Below are 21,303 nucleotides of genomic sequence, written 5' to 3' on the forward strand. Positions count from 1 at the left end.
CGTTCCGCAAACGCCGTGGTACGCAGGGTCACAGCTCAGCGGAGGTCGACCAGCCCGTCCAGGCCGCTGATCTCCAGCACATGGCGGGTGACGCCGCCCGCGGGGGCGTGCACCGCCAGGCGCCACGACTCGTCCCGGGCGATGCGCGCCATGGCCAGCACGACGCGGACCGCCGCGCTGCTGAAGAGGGCGACCTCGCAGAGGTCGAGCTCCATGGGGATGGCGCCGCCGTGGCTGGCCTCCAGCATCCGGATGCGCAGCTGCTCGGCGGCGGCGGCGTCGATGGCACCCCCCGCCCGCACGACGGGGCGCGGGCCCTCGCGGTCGACCACCACGTCGGCGCCGTCGGTGACGCGCTGCGGATCGGTCTCCTCGTCCGGGGTCCGCCGCAGCCGGAAGCTCAACGTCACCGTCGTCCCGTGGTCCTCCGTCAGGGTCACGCCGTCGACCAGCTGCCGCATGATCAGCAGCCCGCGCCCCCGGTCGCCGGGGTCGCGGTCCGGCGGGCGCCAGGTGCCCTCGTCCTGGACGGTGACGGTGAGGACGCCGTCGACGTCGACCTGCGCGGTCACCGACATCGGGCCGGGCTCGGCGCCCCGGTAGGCGTGCTCGGCGGCGTTGGCGCAGGCCTCCCCGACGGCGACCATGACCCCCACCCGGTCCTGCTCCCCCATGCCCAGCTCGGTCAGCCAGGCGTTGAGCCGGCGGCGCACGCCGGGCAGCGCCGCCGGCACCGCCGTCAGGTCCAACCGGAGCGCCTCGTGGGTGGTGGCCCGCCGGTGGGCGACGAGGACGGCGACGTCGTCGAGCCAGCCGTGCGGCCGGCGCACGCCCTCGGCGATCGCCCCGGCGAGCCCAGCCGCCGCCTCGACGTCGAGGGCACCGGGCTCGTCCAGCGCCTCACGGGCGGCGGAGCCGAGCCGCTCGAGCGCCTCGGCGGGGGGCTCGTCGAGTCCGGCGACCGCGCCGTTGGAGAACAGCACGAGGGTGGCGCCCTGGGCCAGCTGCGCCTCGTGCAGGGGGGCAGGAGCCCCGGGGAGGCTGCCGAGCGGGGGCCGGGGGGTCACGGTCAGGAACGTGCTGCGGCCCCCCGCGTCCACCACCAGCGGCGCGGGGTGCCCGGCAGCGCTGTAGACCAGGCGCCCGCTGGCGGCGTCCAGGACGCCGTAGAAGACCGAGGTGCCCTCGACGTCGTCCATCTGGGCGGCGAAGGCGTCGAGCGCCGCGAGCACGGCTGCGGGCTCCGGGTCGCCGAGCAGGACCGAGCGCAGCGCGCCGCGCAGCCGGCTCATCGCAGCGGCCGCGGCCACCCCGTGCCCGACGGCGTCGCCCACCGCCAGGGCCACCCGCCCCTTGCCCAGCGGCACGGCGTCGTACCAGTCACCGCCAGCCGCCGAGATCTCGGTGGCGCGGTGGTAGCTGCCGGACAGCACGACGTCGGGGAGCATCGGCAGCGACGGCGGCAACAAGGCCTGCTGCGCCCGGTGGACGTCGTCGGCGGCGAGCGCTTCGATCACCAGGAGGGCACCCGGCCCGCCGGCGACCGCGAGGGGACGCACCGTGGCCGTCGCCATGGGTCCTTCGGGGCCGAGCGCGCCGCTGAGGGTCTCGGTCCGGCCGGCGCGCACCGCGGCGTCGACGAGGTCGGCCAGCGGGCGACCGGAGAGCTCGGGGAGGCCGCCGCGGCGCGCCTCCAGGCCCCGGGCGCGGGCGTTGGCCCACAGCGGCTCGGCGGCGTCTGCCGCGAGGCAGAACAGCGCGTCGGGCGAGCTCTCCATGGCAGCGAGCAGCACGGCGGAGCCCTCGTCCAGGGCGCCGTCGGTGCGGGGTGGCAGACTGCCGGAACCGGTGCTCATCTCCGGCCAGCAAACAGCAGGGCCCCGGTGGCGGCAACCGCGTCCCGGGGCGCAGAACCCGTGGTCCGCGCCACGTTTTGCGGTCGGTGCGGGCCGGGTAGGCAGCATCCTTGTGCACCGACCGGGAGCCCGGTCCGCGCCCCCACCGGAGGCCGGGCCGCCCGACACGTAGGACCGCCGCGGCTCGAGGGTCGAGCGCGCCGGGAACGAAGGAGCGGACGACGGATGGTCGACTCGAGGGCCCCCCTCGCGCAGGACGGACGGCGCGCGGAACGGCTGGAGCTGCGGGTGCCCACCACCCCGACCCAGCTGCCCGCGGTCCGGGCCATGGCCGGTGACCTGGCGATGCGCATGGACTACGACCTCGACGCGGTGGAGGATCTGCGCCTCGCGGTCGACGAGGCCTGCGCCACCCTGTCGACGATCGTGGAGGGCGATGCGCCGCTCACGGTCGTCTTCGAGACCACCCGGGCCGGCCTGCAGATCAGCGCCTGGGTGCCCACCTCCGACGGCACCGAGGTGCCCACCGACGGGTTCGGCTGGGCGGTGCTGGCTGCCCTGGTCGACTCCGTGGAGGGCCGCCGGTCCACCGAGCGCGAGATGCCCGGCGGCAACGGTGACGACGTCCCGGTCGCCGTCATCTCGCTCGCCAAGTACCTGCCGGGCCAGCGCCCGGCCGGCGTGGGCAGCGACGACAACGTCTCGGTGGCCCGGTGAGCCGGTCGGCCGCCGCCGACTCCGTCGAGGAGGAACCGCTGGACGCCACCGACGGCACGCCGGTCGCCCCCCCGGCGGACGAGCCGGTCGCCATCCCGGAGCAGCCCACTCGGGGCACCTCGGCCGCGCCGGTGGCCGACGCCGCGCCGGTGGCCGACGCCGAGCCGGTGGCCGAGGTGGAGCCGGACGCGCCCCCGCTGTCGGAGAACCGGCGCCGGGCCGAGCGGACGGCACCGCTGTTCGCGGAGCTCGCCACGCTGGAGAAGGCCGACCCCCGCCGGGAGCGGCTGCGGGAGATCCTGGTCGAGGAGCACCTCCCCCTGGTGCGCCACTTCGCGCGCCGGTTCAGCAACCGCGGTGAGCCCTTCGACGACCTGCTGCAGGTCGGCACCTTGGGGTTGATCGCGGCCATCGACCGGTTCGACCCGACGCGGGGCGTGGAGTTCCTCTCCTTCGCCGTCCCGACGATCACCGGGGAGATCAAGCGGCACTTCCGCGACCAGGGCTGGTCGGTGCGGGTGCCGCGCCGGCTGCAGGAGCTGCACCTGTCGCTCAACGCCGCGGTGGGCGAGCTGGCGCAGAAGAACGGCCGTGCGCCCACGCCGTCGGAGCTGGCCGAGCACCTCGGCATCCCGCGCGCGGAGGTGCTGGAGGGCCTGGCCGTGGCCAACGCCTACCGCAGCAGCTCGCTGGACGAGCGGCTCTCGGGCGAGGACGACTCCCCCACCCTGGCGGCGACGCTGGGCGAGGAGGACGCCGCGCTGGAGGGCGTGGAGTACCGCGAGTCGCTCCAGCCGCTGCTGGCCACCATCCCGGCCCGCGAGCGCCGCATCCTCATCCTGCGGTTCTTCGGCAACATGACCCAGTCGCAGATCGCCGCCGACATCGGCATCTCGCAGATGCACGTCTCCCGCCTGCTCAGCCAGACCCTGGCCAAGCTCCGCGAGGGCCTGCTCAAGGACTGAGGAAGGGCCTCCCTGCCCCCCGCACCTCGCACGCTCAGGCGCGGGCCCCTGCAGGGAGGCCCTACCAGCACGTCGCCAGGCTCAGGGCGGGCCCCTGGAGAAGGCCGTGGACGCCGATGGCCCAGAACTCCACGAGTTCTGGGCCATCGGCGTCCGGCGGTCGCTACTGCGCAGGCAGCTGCGGCGGGCCGTCCGGCGCGTCCGGGTCGTCGCTGCCGGCCCGGTTGCGCGGATCGGCGGCCGGACCGCTGTCCCGCACGTCCTGGGCGACCTGCGACAGGGGCGGCGGCGTCGGCACCGCGGGTGCGGTGTCGGTGATGCTCGAGAGCTCGATCTTCGCCTCGGGCTGGTCGGCCGCCCGCGGCAGCTGCGACTCGAACCAGGTGCTGGTGTCCAGCCCGCCGTCCTTCGGGCCGCTGCCGCCGTCACCGTCGCGGGCGGGGGGCACGTCCATCCAGGACTTCCCCTCCCCGGCGCCGCCGAGGTTCGCCAGCCCGTCCAGCGCCTTGCTGAACTCGCTCGGGACGATCCACATCTTGTTGGCGTCGCCCTGCGCGATCTGCGGCAGCGTCTGCAGGTACTGGTAGGCCAGCAGACCCTGGTCGGGCTTGCCGTCGTGGATGGCCTGGAAGACCGTCTCGATCGACTTCGCCTGACCCTGCGCCTGCAGGTACAGCGCCGCGCGCTCACCCTCGGCGCGCAGGATGCGGCTCTGCCGCTCGGCCTCCGCCTCGAGGATCGCGGCCTGCTTCTTGCCCTCGGCGGAGAGGATCGCCGCGGCCTTCTCGCCCTCGGCCGTGGTGATGGCCGACTGCCGCGCACCCTCGGCGGTCAGGATGATGGCGCGCTTGTCGCGGTCGGCGCGCATCTGCTTCTCCATCGAGTCCTGGATGGAGGGCGGCGGGTCGATGGCCTTGATCTCCACGCGCGCCACCCGCAGACCCCAGGGCCCGGTCGTGCCGTCGAGCACCGAGCGCAACTGGCTGTTGATCCCGTCGCGCCCGGTGAGCGCCCCCTCGAGGTTCAGGCCACCGACCACGTTCCGCAGCGTCGTCGTCGTCAGCTGCTCCATGCCGGTGATGTAGTTGGCGATGCCGTACACGGCCAGCCGGGGGTCGGTCACCTGGAAGTAGACGACGGTGTCGATGCCGACCTGCAGGTTGTCGGCCGTGATCACCGGCTGGGGCGGGAAGGAGATGACCTGCTCGCGCAGGTCGATCGTCGCGCGCACGCGGTCGACGAACGGCACCAGGACCGAGAGGCCGGGCGAGAGGGTGCGGCTGTACCGACCCAGTCGCTCGACGACCTTGGCCTGGGCCTGGGGGACGATCGTCACGCTCTTCGCGATCACGATGATCACGAGCACGGCGACGACGATCAGTGCGATGAGCGCCGCATCCACGGCTGGCTCCCTTCGTCGGGGGTCACCGTCGATCCTGCCCTGCCAGGTCCGGCCGGGTCAGCACCCTGGGGACGGCGTTCACTCCAGCGCGTCCCCGACGACGGCCGTCGCGCCGTCGACCTGCAGGATGCGCACGGTCTCGCCGACGGTGAAGGACTCCGCGCTGTGCTGGCTGCGGGCGCTCCACTCGTCGGCGCCCAGCCGGATCCGGCCGCCCGAGGCGTCGACGTCCGCGCTCACGACCGCCGTCCGGCCGATCAGCGTGTCCACGCCGTCGAGCTGCAGCGGCGTGCGGTCGGTGAGCTGCTTCTTCGCGATCGGCCGCACCGCCACCAGCAGGACACCCGAGACGATGATGAAGGTCGCCAGCTGCAACCACAGCGCCCCACCCAGCAGCGCGACCGCCATCCCCCCGACGGCCCCACCGGCCAGCATGAGCAGCACCAGGTCGAGGGTGAACATCTCCCCGACCGCCAGCGCCCCGGCTCCGATCAACCACAGCAACCACGCCATGGCCCGAGTCTGGCAGAGCCGGGCGCCCGGGACGCCCGCCTGCGGAGCGGCCGCCGCGTCGTAACCTCGACCGGTGCACGACGTCCCCGCCGGCCGGCTCGCGGTCTGGGCCACCGCCTGGCTCTCCGGGCGCAGCTCCTACGACGAGACGCTGGAGGCGCTGACCGGCGAGCACGCCCACCTCGTCACCGGCCTGCCGGGCGAGCCCGCGGCCGTCCCGCTCGGCGCGGCCCTCACGGCGCTGCGCGGGCTGGGCGAGCGGCGGCTGCGGCTGGTGCTGCCGGTGCCGGGCGACGTCCGGGGGTTGCCGGCGGTACCCGGGCTCGCACCGGCGGCCCTGGAGGCCGGCCAGGCCGCGGTCGGCGAGCGGGTGGCCCTGGTGCCGCGGTCGGGCCCCGAGGTGGTCACCTGGACGGCGTTCCCGCTGACCGGCGCCCTGCCCCCGCCGCCGGTCGAGGGCACGCTCCGGTCGGTGTCCGGCGCGCTGGACCTCGCCGTCGGCGACGCCGCCCGGACGCTGGCCGGGCTGGACCTCGCGCGGTGGCACCCCGAGGTCCCCGCGCTGCTGGCCGACCTGGCGCGGCCGAAGCCGGCCCCCGGCCTGCCGTTCGACCACGACCCGCTGGCGCTGTCGGTGCTCGGGCGGGCGCAGCGGCTGGCCGCGGTGCTCGATCTGGCCACCACCGACGCGCCGGGTGCGGCGGTCAACCAGGCGCAGATCGCCGCCCGGGACTCCGCCCTGCGCCCGCTGGCCGACGCGGTGCGCGGGGCGATCACCGCCGCCTACAACGACATCCCGAGGTGACGGCGGCGGGATCCGTCGCCGCCGGGCGACCCGCGCCGAGTGGGGCCCGGAGGGTCCCGCGCAGGCACGAAGCAGCGGCTCCGATCAGGCCGGGGACGGCTCCTGGCCGCCGTGGGGGCCGGTAGGCCGACGTTGGACGTAGCAACAGGAGGCCGGGCAGTTGGTGCCCAGGCGGGGCTCCCCGCCTGCCCGGCGCTCCTCGAGCAGCTCCCGCAGCGCCGTCACGAACGCCGGGTGGGTGCCGGCGGTGGCGGCCCGGGCGAAGGCGAGGCCGAGCTCCTCGGCGGTCTCCTCGGCCTCGTTGTCGAGGTCCCAGATCACCTCGAGGTGGTCGCTGACGAAGCCGACCGGGAAGAGGACGACGGCCTTCTCCCCGGCCTGCGCCAGGGCCGTCAGGTGGTCGTTGACGTCGGGCTCCAGCCACGGCACCGACGGCGGGCCGCTGCGGCTCTGCCACACCAGGTCGAACGGGCGGCCGGGAGCGGCGAGGTCCACGACCTGCTGGGCGGCGGCCTGGAGCTCGGCCTCGTAGGCGTGCCCCTCCGGCCCGGCGACGGCGGCCATCGAGTCGGGGATGCTGTGCGCGGTCGCCACCAGGCGCGCGGAGTCGCGCACCTCCTCGGGCAGCTCCGCCAGCGCCGCGGTGAGGGCGTCGGCGTTGGCGCGCACGAAGCCGTCGGCGTCGAAGTAGTGCGGCAGCTTCTCCGCGGTCGGCCCACCCGGTGCCGCGGCGTCCCCGGTGAGCGCGGCCCGGGCGCGGGCGATGTCCTCGTGGTACTGCCGGCACCCGGAGAAGGAGGCGTAGGCCGAGGTGGCGAGCACGTAGGCGTGCTGGATGCCGTCGTCGGTCATCTGCTGCCAGACGTCCTCGACGTACGGCGCCCAGTTGCGGTTGCCCCAGTAGAGCGGCAGGTCGATCCCGGCCGCCCGGAGCTCGGCCTCCAGCGCCGCGAGCAGGGCCTTGTTCTGGTCGTTGATCGGGCTGACGCCGCCGAAGTGGTGGTAGTGCTCGGCGACCTCCGCCAACCGCTCGCGCGGGATGCCGCGCCCACGGGTGACGTTCTCCAGGAACGGCATGACGTCGTCGTGGCCCTCGGGGCCGCCGAAGGAGAGCAGGAGCAGCGCCTCCCGCCGCCCGGGCGGGGCGGGCTCCGCCGACGGCGGGACGCCGCCGTTGTTGCGGACGGCCAGCGAGGGGTCCTCGTCGGGACGCTGACCGGCAGGGGTGATGTCGACGTTGGCGCGGGGCACGTGGGTTCTTTCCTCTTGCGGGGCGTCGGCGGATGCACTCACACGCCGACGGCGTGGAAGCCCCCGTCGACGTGGACGATCTCGCCCGTGGTGGCAGGGAACCAGTCGGAGAGCAGGGCGACGACCGCCTTGCCAGCGGGCTCCGTGTCGGTGACCGACCAGCCCAGCGGCGCGCGCCCCTCCCACGCCTCCTCGAACTGCTTGCTGCCCGGGATCGACTTCATGGCCATGCTGCGCAGCGGCCCGGCGGCGACGATGTTGGACCGCACGCCCTCGGGGCCGAGCTCGCGGGCCACGTAGCGGCTGACCGACTCCAGCGCCGCCTTGGCCGCGCCCATCCAGCCGTACACCGGCCAGGCGACGGAGGCGTCGAAGGTCAGCCCGACGACCGACGACGGGTTGGCCAGCAGCGGCCGGCAGGCCTGGGTGAGCGAGGCGTAGGACCAGGACGAGACCTGGAACGCGGTGGCGGCGTGCTCCCAGGCGACCTCCGGGAAGCCCTCCCCCATCGCCTCCTGCGGCGCGAAGCCGATGGAGTGCACCACGCCGTCCAGGGTCTCGAAGCCCTGCTCGCGCAGCCGGTCGGCCAGCGTCGAGAGGTGCTCGTCGTCCGTGACGTCGAGCTCGACGACGGCGGCCTCCTGCGGCAGCCGCTTGGCGATCCGCTGGCACAGCGAGAGCGCCCGCCCGAAGTTGGAGAGCACGACGGTGGCGCCCTGCTCCTGCGCGATCCGGGCGGTGGCGAAGGCGATCGACGCCTCGGTGAGGACCCCGGTGATCAGGATCTTCTTGCCCTCGAGGATGCCGCTCATCAGTGCCCCATTCCCAGTCCGCCGTCGACCGGGACGACCGCCCCGGTGATGTAGGCCGCCGCGTCCGAGGCCAGGAACCGCACGACGCCGGCGATCTCGTCGGCGTCGGCGTACCGGCCCAGCGGCACCTGCCCGAGGATCTCCTTCTGCCGGGCCTCCGGCAGCTCCGCGGTCATGTCGGTGGTGACGAAGCCGGGCGCGACGACGTTGGCCGTGATGCCGCGGCTGCCGAGCTCGCGGGCGATCGATCGGGCCAGGCCGACGAGCCCGGCCTTGCTCGCCGCGTAGTTGGTCTGGCCGGCCGAGCCGAGCAGCCCGACGACCGAGGAGACGAAGACCATCCGCCCCGAACGGGCGCGCACCATCTTGGCGGCCGCGCGCTTGGAGACCCGGTACGCGGCGGTCAGGTTGGCGTCGACGACGTCGGTGAAGTCCGCTTCCTTCATCCGCATGAGCAGGCCGTCGCGGGTGATGCCGGCGTTGCTCACCAGCACCTCGACCGGCCCCTGGTGCTCCTCGACCTCGCCGAACGCGCGGTCGACGTCCTCGCTGCTGGTGACATCGCAGCGCACGCCGAACAGCCCGTCGGGTGCGCCGCTCCCGCGGTGGGTGACGGCGACGGAATCCCCCTGCTCGGCGAAGGCGCGGGCGATGGCGAGCCCGATCCCCCGGTTCCCGCCGGTCACGAGCACCGACCTGCCCACGTCCCACTCCCCTGTGCCGACGACCCGGTCGCCCCCGAACCTAGTGCCTGCCCGCCGGTCCCACCGGATACCGGCGGGTACGTGATCACCGCCTCACGCGACCGGGCGGCCGGCGAGGTCCCGGGCGACCGCGGCCGCGGCGTCCGCGAGGTGGGCGACCCAACCGGGCAGCAGGTCCGCCGAGTACCGCGCCGAGGGCGCGGCGAGGGAGAGCGCCGCCCCCTCGAAGCCACCCGCCGCCGGGACGGCGACCCCGACCGCCGTCAGCCCTGCCTCGGTGGCCTGGTCGTTGACGGCGTAGCCCCGGCGCCCCACGGTGCGCAGTTCGCGGTCCAGCCGTGCGGCCACGTCGGGGTCCAGCGGCCCGAGGACGGCAGCACGCCGGGCGGCGTCCATCGTGGCCAGCACGGCCTTGCCGCCGGAGGCGAGGTGGGCGGGCAGCATGCGGCCGGTGCGGTCGCCCACGCGCAGCACCTGGCGGCTCTCCACCGTCGCGACGAACCGCACGTCGGCCCCGGCCAGCAGCACGACGTTGGCGGTCTCCCCCACCGCGTCGACCAGCCGCCTCAGGTGCGGCAGGGCGGCCTCCCGCAGGGCGGCGACCGGCGCCTGCGGCACCCCGTCGGGGCGCAGGACCGGCCCGGGCGCGTACCGGCGGTCGGGCAACTGCTCGGCGAAGTCGCGGTAGACGAGCATCCCCAGCAGCCGGTGCGCCGTGGACACCGAGACGCCGAGGCGCGCCGCGACGTCGGTCACCCGGAGCGCACCTTCCTGCTGGAGCAGCGTGGCCAGCAGCAGGGCGGAGTCCACCGAGCCGATGGCGTACGCCGGCCTGTTCCTCACAGCAGAAAAGGCTATCCCCCTCTGCGGAACGTCGGGCACGGTCGGTGCGGCGCACCACGACGAGGGGGTCGAGCAGTGCAGTTCTACCTGGATGGTTACCGGCCCGGCGATCCGCTGGTCGAGGAGCCGCACCCGTCGGTCGCGACCCGGCCGGAGGGGCTGCCCGACGAGGCGGACGTCGTCATCGTCGGCTGCGGCCCGGCCGGTCTCGTGCTCGCCGCGCAACTGGCCGCCTTCCCCGAGATCCGCACCGTCGTCGTCGACCGGCGGGACGGGCCGCTGCAGGTCGGCCAGGCCGACGGCGTCGCCTGCCGCACCGTCGAGATGTTCGAGGCCTTCGGCCTCGCCGACCGGCTGGTCGCGGAGGCCTACTGGGTCAACGAGGTCGCCTTCTGGCGCCCCGACCCGGCCGACCGCACCCGCATCACGCGCACCGGCCGGGTCCAGGACGTCGAGGACGGCCTGTCGGAGTTCCCGCACGTGATCGTGAACCAGGCGCGGATGCTGGCCTGGCTGCGCGAGCACATGGCACGGTCGGCGGGCCGGCTGCAGCCGTTCTACGGGTTGCACGCCAGTGACGTGCAGGTCGACGCCGACGGCGCGACGGTCACCCTGCGGCACGTGACCGGCGGCCGGGAGACCGGCGAGACGTCGACGATCCGCGCGCGGTACGTCGTCGGCTGCGACGGCGCGCGCAGCAGCGTCCGGACGGCGATCGGCCGGGAGCTCGTCGGCGATCCGATGAACTCGTCGTGGGGCGTCATGGACGTCCTGGCGGTCACCGACTTCCCCGACATCCGGCTGAAGGCCGCCGTCCACTCGGCCAACCAGGGCAACCTGCTGGTCATCCCGCGCGAGGGCGGCTACCTCGTCCGGCTCTACATCGAGCTCGACGCCGTCGCCGACCGGGACCTGCACGACCGGCGCACCGTCACGCCCGAGAAGCTGGCCGCCGTCGCCAACCGGATCCTGCACCCGTACTCGATCGACGTGAAGGACGTCGGCTGGTGGTCGGTCTACGACATCGGCCAGCGGCTCTGCGACCGGTTCGACGACGTCCCCGCCGAGGAGGAGTCCACCCGGCTGCCGCGGGTCTTCATCGCCGGCGACGCCTGCCACACGCACAGCGCCAAGGCCGGCCAGGGCATGAACGTCTCGATGGCCGACGCCTGGAACCTCGGGTGGAAGCTGGCCGCGGTGCTGCGGGGCACCGCCCGGCCCGAGCTGCTGCGCACCTACTCCGAGGAGCGGCAGGCGGTCGCCCAGGAGCTCATCGACTTCGACCGCGAGTTCGCCCGCATGTTCAGCGCGCCGCCGAGGGAGGAGGGCGGCAGCGACGAGGGCGTGGACCCCGAGGAGTTCCAGCGCTACTTCGTGCGGCAGGGCCGGTTCACCGCCGGTGTCGCCACGCGGTACGCGCCGTCGTTGATCACCGGGGAGGGCGAGCACCAGGCGCTGGCCGAGGGCTACCCGGTGGGGATGCGGTTCCACTCCGCCCCCGTGGTGCGGGTCGCCGACGCCAAGCCCGTGCAGCTGGGGCACGTCGCGCGCGCGGACGGTGCCTGGCGGCTGTACGTCTTCGCCGATGCCGCGGAGCCGACCTCCCCCGCCTCGCGCGCCCGCGCGGTGCTGGAGCACCTCGGGTCGGCGGGATCGCCGGTGGCCCGGTACACCCCTGCGGGCGCCGCCCCCGACTCGGTGATCGACGTCCGCGGCGTCTTCCAGCAGGGGCACCGGGACCTGGCCGTCGAGTCGCTCCCTCCCGCGCTGCTGCCGCGCAAGGGCCGGTTCGGGCTGGTCGACCACGAGAAGGCGTTCGCCCCCGACCCGAAGAGCGACGACGTCTTCGACCTGCGCGGCGTCGACCGCGAGCGGGGGTGCATGGTCCTGGTCCGGCCCGACCAGCACGTGTCGGCGGTGCTGCCGCTGGACGCGCACGAGGAGCTGAGCCGCCTCCTGTCCGGGGTGCTGCTCGACGCGCGGTGACGGGCGGGCGTCAGTCGTGCCGGCGGCGCCGCACCCAGCCGCCGCCGTACAGCGCCCACAGCACGAGCAGCGGCTGGAAGAACAGCCGGACCAACCGCTTGCGGTCGGTGTCCAGGCCGAAGGCGTCGGTGCCCTCGACGTACTGCGCGACGTTGCCGGGGAAGATCACCACGAAGAACGCCGCCAGCAGCCCGCCGACGAGCCGCCGCTTCCGCGGGAGCGCGATGAACGAGGCCCCCAGCGCGATCTCGACGACGCCCGAGGCCAGGACGGTCAACTCCTCGTCGACGGGGAACCAGGCCGGTACCTGGGCCCGGAACTCCTCCCGCTGCGTGGTCAGGTGCAGCACGCCGGCACCGACCATGACCGCGCCGAGCAGCAGGCGGGCAGCGGTGCGGGCGGCGGCGGCGGGCATGCACGGACGGTAGCCCCGCGCGCCGGCACCCGCCGTTGACAGGCGGGACGGGCCGCCCGTAGACAGCGGAGGTGGCTGACGACGTCTCGCGCCGGGTGGCGCTCACGGTGACCGACGGCGTGGCGACCGTCCGGCTGGACCGACCGGAGAAGCTCAACGCGCTGGACCAGGCGATGTTCGCCGCGATACTGGCCACCGGGAAGGAGCTGATGGCCCGGGAGGACGTCGGCGCGGTGGTGCTCACCGGGGCCGGCCGGGCCTTCTGCGCCGGCCTGGACTTCGGCTCCTTCGCGGACATGGCCGAACGCGGGCAGGAGCGGACCCGAGAGCGCGAGGCGACCGCCCCGGAGCCGCTGGGCGCGGCCGGCGCGCTGGCCCAGCAGGTGGTGCACGTCTGGTCGCTGGTGCCCGCGCCGGTGATCGCGGCGGTGCACGGCGTGGCCTTCGGCGGTGGCCTGCAGATCGCGCTCGGTGCCGACATCCGGCTGGTCGCGCCGGACGCGCAGCTGTCGCTGATGGAGATCCTGTGGGGCATCGTGCCCGACATGTGCGGCACCCAGCTGCTGCCCGAGCTGGTCGGCCGCGACGTCGCCAAGGAGCTCGCGTTGACCGGGCGGAAGGTGTCGGGCACCGAGGCGGTGCGGCTGGGGCTGGCCACCCGCGAGGCCGCCGACCCGCTCGCCGCCGCGCTGGAGCTGGCGGCCGAGATCGCCGGGCACAGCCGCAGCGCGACGCGGGCGGTGAAGCGGCTGGTCGACCTCGCCGGCCGGGTGCCGCTCGCCGAGGGGCTGGCCGCCGAGCAGGCGGAGATCGGCGCGCTGATCGGCTCGCCGGAGCAGGCCGCCGTCGTCCGCCGCCGGCTGGAGCGCCGCGCCTGAGCCGCTACCGGGGCACCAGCACCGACCAGGCGTGGTGCGCGAGCCGCCAGCCACCGGTCTGCCGCAGCTCGCCGAGCTCACCGTCGGCGTCGACGGGCACCGGCCCGCCGGAGATCCGCACCTCGCGGCCGCGCAGCAGCAGCACGTCGGGCCGGTCGAGGTGCCGGCCCGCGGTGAGCGCCGCCGCGTAGGCCGCGCGGGCGACCGGTCCGGTCGCCGCGCAGACCACCACGTCGGCCAGGCCGTCGTCGGGCCGCGCGTCCGGGGCGAGCGCTGTGCCGCCGCCGATCGTCGCGCCGTTGCACACCCCGACCATGAGCACGGGCTGCTCGCCGTCGGCGGCCCACGCCTCGGCCTCGTGGACGGCGACGCGCCCGTCGACCTCCACCCGCAGCGGCCAGCCGGTGTCCCCCAGCCCCGCGATCGCCGCGCCCACCGGGTAGGCCACCGCACCCAGCCGCTGCTTCAGCCGGTGCGCCTCCGCGGCTGCCTCCGCACCCACCCCGGCGTGGACGGCGTTGACCACGACGGCCCCGGCGTCGTCGCGCAGCAGGTCCAGCGGGCGCGGCACGCCGGCCAGCACGGCCGCGGCGCCGTCGGCCGGGTCCAGCGGCAGCCCGAGGGTGCGGGCCAGGTCGTTGCCCGTGCCGCACGCGATGATGCCGACCGGCTCGTCGGCCGAGAGCCGCCCGGCCCGGTCGAGGGCGGCGACCACCGCGTGCACCGAGCCGTCACCGCCCAGCACCACGACACGGGAGCCGGGGTGGGCGGCCAGCGCCTCGTCGAGGTCAGCGGCGTCGGCGGTGGCGGCGACGGATACGTCGCCACCTTTCCGCAGCCCGGCGACCGCGGCCTCCACCCGGTCGTCCTGGGCGGTGCCCGCCGCCCGGTTCACCACGAGCAGCATCTCCGGGTCACCGGACATCGGGCCTCCTGCCTGGTCGGACGGACGGCCGACCGTACTGGCCGCACCGCACCGCCCCACGGGCGAGGGTGCTCAGCCGCGCCGGGCGCGCGCCGCCGCGGCGAGCTCGGCGAGGAGCTCCTCGGTCGTCGGGAGGTCGACGCAGGCGTCGGTGACGCTCTTGCCGTACTCCAGGTCGCCGGGCCGCGCCTGGTCGAGGTCCTGCCGTCCGGCGACCAGGTTGCTCTCCACCATCACACCCCGGATGGCCTGCTCCCCGCCGGCGATCTGCCCGGCGAGGTCGCGGACGACGTCGATCTGCCGGAGGTGGTTCTTCTGGCTGTTGCCGTGCGAGGCGTCGACGACGATCACCTCCGGCAGCCCGCGTGCGGCCAGCCGGCGCCGGGTGTCGGCGATGTGGGCGGCCGAGTAGTTCGGGCCGTCCTTGGCGCCGCGCAGGATGACGTGACCGGTGTGGTTGCCCGTCGTCGACAGCTGCGCGGAGACGCCGTGGGCGTCGACCCCGAGGAACTGGTGCGGCGCCCGCGCGGTCATCACCGCCTGGATCGCGGACTCGACGCTGCCCTCGGGCGAATTCTTGAAGCCGACGACCGAGGAGAACCCCGAGACCCGCTCCCGGGCGGTCTGGTCGGTGACGTTCCGCGCGCCGACCCCGTTGTAGGTGACCAGCCCGTTGACGTACTGCGGGGTCAGCGCGTTCAGCGGCTCCGCGGCGACCGGCACCCCTGCCGCGGTGATGCGGCACATCAGCATCCGGGTGGCGACCAGCCCCACGCTGATCCGGCTCGACGCGTCGAGGAACGGGTCGTAGGCGAAGCCCTTCCAGTCGACCTCGGTGCGCGGCTTCTCGGTGTAGGTGCGCATGAGGATCTCGAGGTCCGCGCCGTGCCGCTCGCGCATCCGGGCGACGAAGGCGGCGTAGTCGAGCGCGGCCTCCGGGTCGTGGATCGAGCACGGCCCGGCGATGACCGCGAGGCGCTCGTCGGCGCCGGTGAGGATCCCGGTCACCGCACGCCGCGCGGCGCGCGTGGTCACGGCGGAGTCCGCCGGCACCGGCACGACGGCGGCGACCGCGGCCGGGGTGACGACGACGCTGGAGCCGGTGATCCGGGTGTTGACCAGGTCGGAGAGGTCGGCCGCACCGCCGGGCGCGACGCCGAGCTGCCGCTGCACGACGGGCAGCAGCTCCGCGAGCTCGCCGTCGATCCGCCGGTTGACGCGGGTCTGCACCTCGAGCAGGAGCTCGGCGACGCGCGTCGCCTCGGTCAGGAGCGGTTCGGCGGTCATCGGTCCTCCAGTGCGGCGGTGAGCAGCGCGACGAGCGCCTCGAGCTGGACGTCGGCCGAGCCCTGCATCTCCTCGTCCGAGCCGTCCAGCGCCCGGGCGGCGAGGCCGGCCTTGCTGTCGATCAGCTCGGCGATGCGGGCGTCGAGGGTCTGCGCGGCGATGATCCGCCACGCGGTCACCGGCTCCGTCTGCCCGATCCGGTGGCTGCGGTCGATCGCCTGCGTCTGCTCGGCGTCGGTCCAGGAGAGCTCGGCGAGGACGAGGTTGGAGGCGACCTGCAGGTTGATCCCGACCCCGGCGGAGGTCAGCGAGCAGACCGCGACGGCGACGTCCGGGTCGTTGACGAAGGCGTCGATGTTCCGCTGCCGCACCGAGGGCGTCTGGTCCCCGCGGATCGAGGAGTAGCGCAGTCCCATGCCGTCGAAGGTCTCCTCGGCCACGTCCATGACGTCGATGTGCTTGGCGAAGAACACGACCTTTCCGGCGCTGCGGGCCAGCTGGGCCGCGTAGTCGGCGGCGAGCCCGGCCTTGGCCTGCCCGATCCGGCGCATCATCGTGAAGACGTTGTCACCACCGGTCGTCGAGGTCGAGTCCTTGAGCTCCCAGCCGGCGACCTTGCGCACGAGCGCGTGGTCGATGTCGACGACCTCGGTGGCCGACTCCCGCGCCGCCAGGGCGCTGTCGTAGCGCTTGACGAGACGGCGGGCGAGCTCCCGCTCGGCCGCGCGGATCGAGCGCCCGGCCTTGTCGTCGAGCTCGACGGGGAGGTCGGCGATGCGGCGGGCGGGGATGTCGGCGGCGACGTCGACCTTGCGCCGGCGGACGATGCCCCGGTCGATGACGCACTGGCGGGCCGCCGGGTAGAAGCCCGGGTCGGCCGGCGTCAGGCCGGTGCCCTCCAGGCACTCCATGAGCTCGCCGAGCGGCTTCTCGTCGTCGATCCAGCCGAGGAACTGCCAGATGGCCCGGAAGTCGTCGATGTCGTTGATCAGCGGCGTGCCGGTGAGCGCCATGAGCAGCGGCCGGGCGCTGCGCAGCCGCAGGCGCTGGGAGAGCTCGAGCACGTGCTGGGAGCGCTGGGAGCTCTTGTTCTTGATGAAGTGCGCCTCGTCGACCACCATCCCGCCGAACCCGAAGTCGCCGAGCCAGCCCACGTGCCGGTCCAGCACCTCGTAGTTGACGATCACGATGTCGGCGAAGCCGTCGACGTTCTCGCCGTTGCCCTGGATCACGGTGGCGCGGCGCTGCGGCACCCAGCGGGCGGCCTCGCGCGCCCAGTTGGTCTTCACGACGTTGGGGACGACGACCAGCAGCGGGAACGCCTGCGCCGCCTCGGCCGCGAGCAGCGACTGGGCCGTCTTGCCCAGGCCCGGCTCGTCGGCGAGCAGGAAGGTGCGGTGACCGCCCGCCGCGGCTGCGACCAGCTGCCCCTGGTGCGGCATGAGCTCCAGCCCCGCCGGGGTGAACTGGGAGCTCGGGAAGGGCAGGGGCATGCACGCGGGGGCGCCGCCGCCGGCGCGCTCGAAGGAGTTGAACAGCGGCTCGAGCAGCTCCCAGCCGGCCAGCCGGCGCGGTCGGACGGCGCTCGCCCGCGCGGCGTCGAAGTCGGGGGCCAGGAAGGGGTTCGCCAGCTGCCGCGAGATGACCGACTGCGGCACGACCTGGCGCTCGGGAGCCGCGAGCACGGGAGCGGCCTCCACCGGCTGCGGGGCCTCCTCCACGGGCGCCTCGATGCCGGCGGCGGCGAGCAGCTCGCGCCGGTGCGACCGGGCGGCCTCGGAGGCGACGGCGTCGTCGGAGAGCAGCGCCAGCAGGCCGGAGTTGCGGACGGCGGTGGTGGCCAGGATCGTCGCGATGCCGTCGAGCCGCTTGAGCTGCTCGCCCCGGCGGCCCTCACCTGTGCTCTGGTCGGCCTGCACGCGGGCGCGCTCCTCGCGCAGCACCAGCGCGATGGCCTGGAACTCCGCGCGCACCGAGGGCGTCACGCGGTCGCGCTTGACCGCCGCCTCGACGTCGCGGACGGCGCGGGCGAGCACCGCGATGACGTCGCCCTCGCGGACGCGCCGCTGGGTGCGCGGGGCGCCGCGCCGGGCGCCCGTCGAGCGCCGTGCTGGTCGAGCCACAGACTCCTCCTCTGCACTGCCCGGCAGGGTTGCCGGGCAGGACGCGCACTCGGCCCCTCCGGCCGGACGGCGGAGGTCGCGGGACTGCGTCCCGCGGAGGGCTCCGCGATCCGGCCCGCTCCGCGGCGGTGGGAGATCGGCGTCTCGCGCCGCACGCCCCCGGGGCACGGTGGGACCGTCAGCCGTCAGGCGATGACGGGAGCACCGGTCGCACCAGCGGGCTTCCTCGCCAGGCGAGGGGATGCTGGCCCGCGGCCGGTACGGCCCCCACAGTAGACCCCGCGTGGCGCCGGGGTCCGGGACGTCGCCGCCCCTACCCCTCGGGTCAGCCCCCGACGGTGGCCTGCAGGTCGTGCCGCGGGACCACCCGCAGGGCGCGGAACGGGAGGTCGTGGGCGCCGGGGCGGGTCCACTCCACCTCGACGACCTGACCCGCCCGCAGCTCCCCCGGGCCGGTGCTGCTGCCCTCCACCGCGGCTGCGTCGGCCCAGCAGCCACCGGGCAGGTCGGGTGCCTCGATCACCGCGCCGTGCTCCTCGCCGTCCCACCGGACGACGGTGCCCATGGTGGTGCCGCCCTGCGTCATGACCTGAGGCTGCGCCGTCGGCGCCCGGGGGGCAAGACCTCGCGCGCCCGGACCCTTGCGGCCGCGGACGTGCCGGATCAGCCGTCCGGGGCCCGCGCCTCCTCCTCGGCCGGGGTCCGCCGACCGAACCAGAGGATGCCGACCCCCAGAGACACGGCTAGGAGGACGGCCATGACGACCAGCAGCGGCACCGGCCCGAACTGCGCGATCAGGGGCAGTGACGCCGCGGTGACCAGCCCGCCGCCGAAGAACGGCTCGAAGGCCAGCTGCTTGTAGCCGAACGCCTCCATGGCCGGGGTGGCGGCGTTGGGGTCGGCGACCCGGATCAGGATCAGCCCGGTGGCCGTGACCCCGAGGGACTGCCCCAGGTCGCCGATACCGCGCTCGAACCAGAAGCGGGGGATCATCCGGCGCGCCAGGAACACGAAGACACCGACGTTCCACGCGAGGCCGGCGACCGCGAGGAGGAGGAACGTCACCCAGTTGTCCGCGATCGCCTGGATGGACAGCGTGGCCAGGGCGCTGATGATGAGCAGGTCCAGCGCGATGCCCTGGATGCGCAGCATCATCTGCCGGTCGACGATGCCGGTGCGGTCGAACCGGTCGACCACCTTCTGCACCACGACCCCGCCGATCATCGCCAGCGGGAACAGCGGCACGAACTCGAAGAGCTCCACGGTGTCCGCCCACAGCGCCGCCTCGAGGGCCTGCAGCCCCTCGAGCAGGGCCAGGCCGAGCAGGATCGCCACGGCCACGACCGCGAAGTGGATGGCCAGCGGCTCGACCGACGCGGTGCGCACCGTGAGCATCGCCGCCGGCTTCTGCTCCTCCTTCTCGTAGAGCCCGCGCTGCTCGGCCAGCGAGGTCTTCGCGTCGTCCTCGAGCACCTGGGCGCGGCCGGTGTGCACCCCCCAGTTGATCAGCGCGATGCCGACGACGACGCCGGAGACGACGCCCACCGTGGCCAGGCCCAGGGCGAGATCCTGCCCCTCCGGGAAGCCGAGATCGGCGAAGGTCGTGCCCAGACCCGCCGCCGTCCCGTGTCCGCCCTCGAACCCCACCTCGATCAGCGCACCGACCATCGGGTCCTGGCCGAGGAAGGGCACGAGCAGCAGGACGGCGAGCAGCAGCCCGATCACGTACTGGCCGGAGGCCATGGTGACGCCGAGGGCCAGTTGCGGCCCGGCGAGCTCGGCGGCCTCCTTCACCTTGGGGATCCGCTCGCCGAGGAAGAGCGTGGCGAAGACCACCGAGATGAGCAGGCCGGGAAGGGACGCCCAGACGTCGAGGAACTCCGCCGGCCACAGGCCGCCGGTCAGCGGGGCATCCTCGCCGCCGATCGCCTCGGCGACCGCGCCGATCACCTCGGGACCGATGAGCAGGGCCAGGAAGCCGCCGATGATGGAGCTGGGGAGGAAGAGCTTCTGGGCGATCCGGGACCGGATCCGGATGAGCTTGGCCACCAGGAGCAGGACCCCCAGCACCAGCAGGCTGAGTCCGATGACGTCAGGGGACACGGTGCCTCCGTCCGTGCGGTCGGTGCGAGGACCGGTCGCGCCGGGTGGTCCGGTGGAGGGGCCCCACCCTGGTGGCTCCGGCCTCCGGCCACAACCCGGTCGGCGGCCCCGTGGAGGCGGAACCGTTGCGGCCGCGCGCTGCCGGATGTGGGATGTGCCATGGCCGTCGTCCGGGGTGAACCTTCTTCCCGCCGCGGGGGCGACCGGGGGCACGGGCACGACGCGCGCTCCCCGCACACGATCCCGCCCGCCGGGTGGTGGCGGGTGCTCCGGCGGGTCGGCCGCCAGGTGCTCAGCGACCGCCTGATGGTGCAGAGCGCCGGGGTCGCGTTCTTCGCCGTCCTGTCGATCGCCCCGGTGCTGGTGACGGCGCTGTCGATCTACGGCGTCGTGAACACGCCCGAGACGGCGCGCCGGCAGCTCTCCGGGATGGCGAACGTGCTCCCCACCGAGCTCGAGTCGATCGTCACCGACCAGCTGACGACGATCACCGCGGCCTCGGCCCAGGTGCTCACCTTCCGCGGGCTCACGGGCCTCGTCGTGGCGCTGTGGACGGCGACGACCGCGATGACCTACCTCATCGACGGGTTGTGCCTGGCCTACCACGAACCGGAGACGCGGAGCTTCCCGCGCCGAGTGGGGCTGGCCCTGGTCTTCGTGCTGGGGGGTGCGGTCCTCCTCGCCGTCCTCTTCACCGTCGGGGGGATGGCGGGGTCCGGGCTCGCCGGGTCGCCGGGTGAGCTGCGGCTCGCCGTGCGAGTGGGTTCCTGGGTGGCGCTGGCCGCGCTCATGGCGGTCGCCCTCGCCGTCCTCTACCGCTTCGGCCCCGCCCGGGCGCGCGCCCGGTTGCGGTGGCTGACGCCGGGATCGGTCCTGGCGACGGTCGTCTGGCTGGCGGTGACCTTCGGGTTCTTCTCCTACGTCCAGGGGCTGGGCAGCTACCAGTCCACCTACGGCTCGCTCGCGGGCGTGGCGATCAGCATGTTCTGGCTGTGGACGACGGTCCTGCTGATCTTCTTCGGGGCCGCGGTGAACGCGGAGGCCGAGCGGCAGACGGTGCACGACTCGACCGTCGGGCCGGAGCGGCCCGTGGGCGCCCGCGGCGCCGTCGTCGCCGACTCCACCCCGCCGTACCCCGGCGAGTGACAGCGCCGCCGGGGTCGCTCGACGCCGAGGCCGCCGTCCCGACGACGTGCGGCCGCAGGGCGTTCCCCCGGCGGAGCCCCGCGGGAAGTCGCCGCTGGACCGGATCGGGCGGCAGCGCGCGGCGGACGGGCGGAGCTCCTCAGGCGGGTGACCCGCCCGCTCCCTAGGCTGACGTGATGCTCCTGCTCTTCGGGTTCGGCACCAAGCGCAAGCACCTCGGCGCTGGCGCGACCCGCACCTGCCCGAACTGCCACAACACGACGCAGTGGTCGCGCATCCGGCAGTACCGGCAGTTCTCGCTGTTCTTCGTGCCCGTCGCCCGGTGGAAGCGCCGGGAGCTCGAGGTGTGCGGCGTCTGCGGCACCGCCGTCGAGGTCTGAGCGATCTCCTGGTCCGCGGGTGTCTCAACCGCAGGGTCGGTGCGCCGGATGTCGGTCCAGACGGTTCAGCCGCGCTGCTCGAGCAGCCGGAACAGCCGCGGCGCACGGAAACGACGGATCGACCCGCGCAGCAGCGCCGGGGGGACGGGGGGCGTTCCGCCCCGGCCCCGCGTCGAGGCCACGCCTCACGCG

General features: G+C 74.7%; 20 protein-coding genes. 7 read left to right on the forward strand and 13 right to left on the reverse strand.

What is annotated here, in order from left to right; all coding sequences use genetic code 11:
- Window positions 1-35 precede the first annotated feature (35 nt).
- A complete protein-coding gene (locus tag ACI792_RS09750; RefSeq protein WP_456602421.1) occupies window positions 36-1,856 on the reverse strand; it encodes a SpoIIE family protein phosphatase in 1,821 nt (606 codons plus the stop codon).
- Window positions 1,857-2,081: 225 nt separating this feature from the next.
- Here ACI792_RS09750 and ACI792_RS09755 point away from each other — a divergent pair, with 225 nt between their 5' ends.
- Both ACI792_RS09755 and ACI792_RS09760 read left to right on the forward strand, forming a co-directional pair.
- On the forward strand, window positions 2,082-2,573 hold the full coding sequence (locus ACI792_RS09755; protein ID WP_456602422.1) for an ATP-binding protein: 492 nt from the start codon (window positions 2,082-2,084) through the stop codon (window positions 2,571-2,573).
- Complete coding sequence (locus ACI792_RS09760) at window positions 2,570-3,538, forward strand: RNA polymerase sigma factor SigF (protein WP_456602423.1); 969 nt, start codon at window positions 2,570-2,572, stop codon at window positions 3,536-3,538. The genes ACI792_RS09755 and ACI792_RS09760 overlap by 4 nt, the downstream gene beginning before the upstream one ends.
- Before the next feature lie 163 nt (window positions 3,539-3,701).
- Here the strand turns inward: ACI792_RS09760 and ACI792_RS09765 are convergent, their stop codons facing one another.
- Both ACI792_RS09765 and ACI792_RS09770 read right to left on the reverse strand, forming a co-directional pair.
- Window positions 3,702-4,940: an SPFH domain-containing protein gene (locus ACI792_RS09765; RefSeq protein WP_456582934.1), complete on the reverse strand. Its 1,239-nt coding sequence runs from the start codon at window positions 4,938-4,940 to the stop codon at window positions 3,702-3,704.
- Between the two features lie 78 nt (window positions 4,941-5,018).
- The gene (locus ACI792_RS09770; RefSeq protein ID WP_456602424.1) at window positions 5,019-5,453 is read right to left on the reverse strand and encodes an NfeD family protein; all 435 of its coding nucleotides are present in this window, start codon (window positions 5,451-5,453) and stop codon (window positions 5,019-5,021) included.
- 73 nt (window positions 5,454-5,526) lie between these two features.
- Between ACI792_RS09770 and ACI792_RS09775 the strand changes: the two genes are divergently transcribed.
- Window positions 5,527-6,258, forward strand: a complete 732-nt coding sequence (locus tag ACI792_RS09775) for a hypothetical protein (protein WP_456602425.1) — start codon at window positions 5,527-5,529, stop codon at window positions 6,256-6,258.
- A gap of 84 nt (window positions 6,259-6,342) precedes the next feature.
- On the opposite strand, the gene ACI792_RS09780 is transcribed toward ACI792_RS09775, so the two are convergent.
- The 4 genes from ACI792_RS09780 to ACI792_RS09795 form a co-directional block, all read right to left on the reverse strand.
- Window positions 6,343-7,509, reverse strand: a complete 1,167-nt coding sequence (locus ACI792_RS09780) for a ferrochelatase (RefSeq protein WP_456602426.1) — start codon at window positions 7,507-7,509, stop codon at window positions 6,343-6,345.
- A gap of 38 nt (window positions 7,510-7,547) precedes the next feature.
- Window positions 7,548-8,321 carry an enoyl-ACP reductase FabI gene (gene fabI, locus ACI792_RS09785; RefSeq protein ID WP_456602427.1) on the reverse strand — a complete coding sequence of 258 codons (774 nt, stop codon included), beginning with the start codon at window positions 8,319-8,321 and terminating at the stop codon, window positions 7,548-7,550.
- The gene (gene fabG / locus ACI792_RS09790) at window positions 8,321-9,025 is read right to left on the reverse strand and encodes a 3-oxoacyl-ACP reductase FabG (protein WP_456602428.1); all 705 of its coding nucleotides are present in this window, start codon (window positions 9,023-9,025) and stop codon (window positions 8,321-8,323) included. Before fabG ends, fabI begins: the two co-directional genes overlap by 1 nt.
- Window positions 9,026-9,118: 93 nt before the next feature.
- A complete protein-coding gene (locus tag ACI792_RS09795; RefSeq protein WP_456602429.1) occupies window positions 9,119-9,868 on the reverse strand; it encodes an IclR family transcriptional regulator in 750 nt (249 codons plus the stop codon).
- A gap of 75 nt (window positions 9,869-9,943) precedes the next feature.
- Here ACI792_RS09795 and ACI792_RS09800 point away from each other — a divergent pair, with 75 nt between their 5' ends.
- Window positions 9,944-11,854 (forward strand): FAD-binding monooxygenase, encoded by a 1,911-nt coding sequence (locus ACI792_RS09800; protein ID WP_456602430.1) that lies wholly within the window; start codon window positions 9,944-9,946, stop codon window positions 11,852-11,854.
- Window positions 11,855-11,864: 10 nt separating this feature from the next.
- Here the strand turns inward: ACI792_RS09800 and ACI792_RS09805 are convergent, their stop codons facing one another.
- Complete coding sequence (locus ACI792_RS09805) at window positions 11,865-12,269, reverse strand: DoxX family protein (protein ID WP_456602431.1); 405 nt, start codon at window positions 12,267-12,269, stop codon at window positions 11,865-11,867.
- Window positions 12,270-12,340: 71 nt separating this feature from the next.
- Here ACI792_RS09805 and ACI792_RS09810 point away from each other — a divergent pair, with 71 nt between their 5' ends.
- Entirely contained in the window at window positions 12,341-13,147 is an 807-nt protein-coding gene (locus tag ACI792_RS09810) for a crotonase/enoyl-CoA hydratase family protein (RefSeq protein ID WP_456602432.1), read from the forward strand.
- Window positions 13,148-13,151: 4 nt separating this feature from the next.
- Here the strand turns inward: ACI792_RS09810 and ACI792_RS09815 are convergent, their stop codons facing one another.
- The 5 genes from ACI792_RS09815 to ACI792_RS09835 all read right to left on the reverse strand — a co-directional run bounded on the left by ACI792_RS09815 (window position 13,152) and on the right by ACI792_RS09835 (window position 19,585).
- Window positions 13,152-14,072, reverse strand: coding sequence for a diacylglycerol/lipid kinase family protein (locus ACI792_RS09815; RefSeq protein ID WP_456602433.1), 921 nt, complete (start codon window positions 14,070-14,072; stop codon window positions 13,152-13,154).
- Between the two features lie 72 nt (window positions 14,073-14,144).
- Window positions 14,145-15,359 (reverse strand): 3-deoxy-7-phosphoheptulonate synthase, encoded by a 1,215-nt coding sequence (locus ACI792_RS09820; RefSeq protein WP_456602434.1) that lies wholly within the window; start codon window positions 15,357-15,359, stop codon window positions 14,145-14,147.
- Window positions 15,356-17,482, reverse strand: a complete 2,127-nt coding sequence (locus ACI792_RS09825) for a DEAD/DEAH box helicase (RefSeq protein ID WP_456602435.1) — start codon at window positions 17,480-17,482, stop codon at window positions 15,356-15,358. Before ACI792_RS09825 ends, ACI792_RS09820 begins: the two co-directional genes overlap by 4 nt.
- Window positions 17,483-17,807: 325 nt before the next feature.
- Window positions 17,808-18,068: a hypothetical protein gene (locus ACI792_RS09830; RefSeq protein ID WP_456602436.1), complete on the reverse strand. Its 261-nt coding sequence runs from the start codon at window positions 18,066-18,068 to the stop codon at window positions 17,808-17,810.
- Window positions 18,069-18,145: 77 nt separating this feature from the next.
- Window positions 18,146-19,585, reverse strand: a complete 1,440-nt coding sequence (locus ACI792_RS09835; RefSeq protein ID WP_456602437.1) for a sodium/glutamate symporter — start codon at window positions 19,583-19,585, stop codon at window positions 18,146-18,148.
- A 159-nt stretch (window positions 19,586-19,744) separates the two neighbouring features.
- On the opposite strand from ACI792_RS09835, the gene ACI792_RS09840 reads away from it, so the two are divergent.
- Window positions 19,745-20,731, forward strand: coding sequence for a YihY/virulence factor BrkB family protein (locus ACI792_RS09840; RefSeq protein ID WP_456602438.1), 987 nt, complete (start codon window positions 19,745-19,747; stop codon window positions 20,729-20,731).
- Between the two features lie 176 nt (window positions 20,732-20,907).
- The gene (locus ACI792_RS09845) at window positions 20,908-21,111 is read left to right on the forward strand and encodes a zinc-ribbon domain-containing protein (RefSeq protein ID WP_456602439.1); all 204 of its coding nucleotides are present in this window, start codon (window positions 20,908-20,910) and stop codon (window positions 21,109-21,111) included.
- Window positions 21,112-21,303 lie beyond the last annotated feature (192 nt).

Source organism: Blastococcus sp. SYSU DS0669 (assembly GCF_054050895.1).

Excerpts from the sequence above, each read along its gene's own strand:
- ACI792_RS09750 (WP_456602421.1), bottom strand. The coding sequence starts at position 1,856 with ATGAGCACCGGTTCCGGCAGTCTGCCACCCCGCACCGACGGCGCCCTG.
- ACI792_RS09755 (WP_456602422.1), top strand. The coding sequence starts at position 2,082 with ATGGTCGACTCGAGGGCCCCCCTCGCGCAGGACGGACGGCGCGCGGAA.
- ACI792_RS09770 (WP_456602424.1), bottom strand. The coding sequence starts at position 5,453 with ATGGCGTGGTTGCTGTGGTTGATCGGAGCCGGGGCGCTGGCGGTCGGG.
- fabI (WP_456602427.1), bottom strand. The coding sequence starts at position 8,321 with ATGAGCGGCATCCTCGAGGGCAAGAAGATCCTGATCACCGGGGTCCTC.
- ACI792_RS09805 (WP_456602431.1), bottom strand. The coding sequence starts at position 12,269 with ATGCCCGCCGCCGCCGCCCGCACCGCTGCCCGCCTGCTGCTCGGCGCG.
- ACI792_RS09815 (WP_456602433.1), bottom strand. The coding sequence starts at position 14,072 with ATGTCCGGTGACCCGGAGATGCTGCTCGTGGTGAACCGGGCGGCGGGC.
- ACI792_RS09820 (WP_456602434.1), bottom strand. The coding sequence starts at position 15,359 with ATGACCGCCGAACCGCTCCTGACCGAGGCGACGCGCGTCGCCGAGCTC.
- ACI792_RS09830 (WP_456602436.1), bottom strand. The coding sequence starts at position 18,068 with ATGACGCAGGGCGGCACCACCATGGGCACCGTCGTCCGGTGGGACGGC.
- ACI792_RS09840 (WP_456602438.1), top strand. The coding sequence starts at position 19,745 with ATGGCCGTCGTCCGGGGTGAACCTTCTTCCCGCCGCGGGGGCGACCGG.
- ACI792_RS09845 (WP_456602439.1), top strand. The coding sequence starts at position 20,908 with ATGCTCCTGCTCTTCGGGTTCGGCACCAAGCGCAAGCACCTCGGCGCT.